1 other annotated feature (cut by a window edge) is annotated in these 2729 nt (G+C 56.4%).

The window, feature by feature from the left end:
* Positions 1-2729: a sequence feature (mutual gap in cmsearch alignment for this rRNA model is longer than 100), on the plus strand; it begins 250 nt to the left of the window's first position.

The raw sequence follows: 2729 nt of genomic DNA on the forward strand, positions 1-2729 counted from the left end.
TGTACGGCTCGTTTGAGAGACACCCAAGTAGCACGGGGCCCGAGAAATCCCGTGTGAATCTGGCGGGACCACCCGCTAAGCCTAAATATTCCCTGGTGACCGATAGCGGATAGTACCGTGAGGGAATGGTGAAAAGTACCGCGGGAGCGGAGTGAAATAGTACCTGAAACCGTGTGCCTACAAGCCGTGGGAGCGTCGGATACAGCTTGCTGTATCTCGTGACTGCGTGCCTTTTGAAGAATGAGCCTGCGAGTTTGCGGTGTGTTGCGAGGTTAACCCGTGTGGGGAAGCCGTAGCGAAAGCGAGTCCGAATAGGGCGATTCAGTAGCACGCTCAAGACCCGAAGCGGAGTGATCTAGCCATGGGCAGGTTGAAGCGGAGGTAAGACTTCGTGGAGGACCGAACCCACCAGGGTTGAAAACCTGGGGGATGACCTGTGGTTAGGGGTGAAAGGCCAATCAAACTCCGTGATAGCTGGTTCTCCCCGAAATGCATTTAGGTGCAGCGTCGTGTGTTTCTTGCCGGAGGTAGAGCACTGGATAGGCGATGGGCCCTACCGGGTTACTGACCTTAGCCAAACTCCGAATGCCGGTAAGTGAGAGCACGGCAGTGAGACTGTGGGGGATAAGCTCCATGGTCGAGAGGGAAACAGCCCAGAGCATCGACTAAGGCCCCTAAGCGTACGCTAAGTGGGAAAGGATGTGGAGTCGCAGAGACAACCAGGAGGTTGGCTTAGAAGCAGCCACCCTTGAAAGAGTGCGTAATAGCTCACTGGTCAAGTGATTCCGCGCCGACAATGTAGCGGGGCTCAAGCGTACCGCCGAAGTCGTGTCATTGCAGTACATACCCCCAACGGGGACTGTGATGGGTAGGGGAGCGTCGTGTGCCGGGTGAAGCAGCCGCGGAAGCGAGTTGTGGACGGTTCACGAGTGAGAATGCAGGCATGAGTAGCGATACACACGTGAGAAACGTGTGCGCCGATTGACTAAGGGTTCCTGGGTCAAGCTGATCTGCCCAGGGTAAGTCGGGACCTAAGGCGAGGCCGACAGGCGTAGTCGATGGACAACCGGTTGATATTCCGGTACCCGCTTTGAAACGCCCAATATCGAGCCCATTAATGCTAAGGCCGTGAAGCCGTTCCGGACCCTTCGGGGAAAGGAAAGTGGTGGAGCCGTCGACCCAAGGTGGTAGTAGGTAAGCGATGGGGTGACGCAGGAAGGTAGTCCAGCCCGGGCGGTGGTTGTCCCGGGGTAAGGGTGTAGGGCGTGTGATAGGCAAATCCGTCACACATGAAGCCTGAGACCTGATGCCGAGCCGATTGTGGTGAAGTGGATGATCCTATGCTGTCGAGAAAAGCCTCTAGCGAGTTTCATGGCGGCCCGTACCCTAAACCGACTCAGGTGGTCAGGTAGAGAATACCGAGGCGTTCGGGTGAACTATGGTTAAGGAACTCGGCAAAATGCCCCCGTAACTTCGGGAGAAGGGGGGCCACGCCTGGTGATGGAGTTTTCCTCCTGAGCTGGGGGTGGCCGCAGAGACCAGCGAGAAGCGACTGTTTACTAAAAACACAGGTCCGTGCGAAGCCGTAAGGCGATGTATACGGACTGACGCCTGCCCGGTGCTGGAACGTTAAGGGGACCGGTTAGCTCTGTTTCGACAGGGCGAAGCTGAGAACTTAAGCGCCAGTAAACGGCGGTGGTAACTATAACCATCCTAAGGTAGCGAAATTCCTTGTCGGGTAAGTTCCGACCTGCACGAATGGCGTAACGACTTCTCGACTGTCTCAACCATAGGCCCGGTGAAATTGCACTACGAGTAAAGATGCTCGTTTCGCGCAGCAGGACGGAAAGACCCCGGGACCTTTACTACAGTTTGATATTGGTGTTCGGTTCGGCTTGTGTAGGATAGGTGGGAGACTTTGAAGCCGTGACGCCAGTCATGGTGGAGTCGCCGTTGAAATACCACTCTGGTCGTGCTGGATGTCTAACCTCGGTCCGTGATCCGGATCAGGGACAGTGTCTGATGGGTAGTTTAACTGGGGCGGTTGCCTCCCAAAGGGTAACGGAGGCGCCCAAAGGTTCCCTCAGCCTGGTTGGCAATCAGGTGTTGAGTGTAAGTGCACAAGGGAGCTTGACTGTGAGACCGACGGGTCGAGCAGGGACGAAAGTCGGGACTAGTGATCCGGCGGTGGCTTGTGGAAGCGCCGTCGCTCAACGGATAAAAGGTACCCCGGGGATAACAGGCTGATCTTCCCCAAGAGTCCATATCGACGGGATGGTTTGGCACCTCGATGTCGGCTCGTCGCATCCTGGGGCTGGAGTCGGTCCCAAGGGTTGGGCTGTTCGCCCATTAAAGCGGTACGCGAGCTGGGTTTAGAACGTCGTGAGACAGTTCGGTCCCTATCCGCTGTGCGCGTAGGAATATTGAGAAGGGCTGTCCCTAGTACGAGAGGACCGGGACGGACGAACCTCTGGTGTGCCAGTTGTCCTGCCAAGGGCATGGCTGGTTGGCTACGTTCGGGAGGGATAACCGCTGAAAGCATCTAAGCGGGAAGCCTGCTTCGAGATGAGTATTCCCACCTCCTTGAGAGGGTAAGGCTCCCAGTAGACGACTGGGTTGATAGGCCGGATGTGGAAGCCCAGTAATGGGTGGAGCTGACCGGTACTAATAGGCCGAGGGCTTGTCCTCAGTTGCTCGCGTCCACTGTGTTAGTTCTGAAGCAACGAACA

The organism is Streptomyces sp. NPDC044003 (assembly GCF_056435185.1).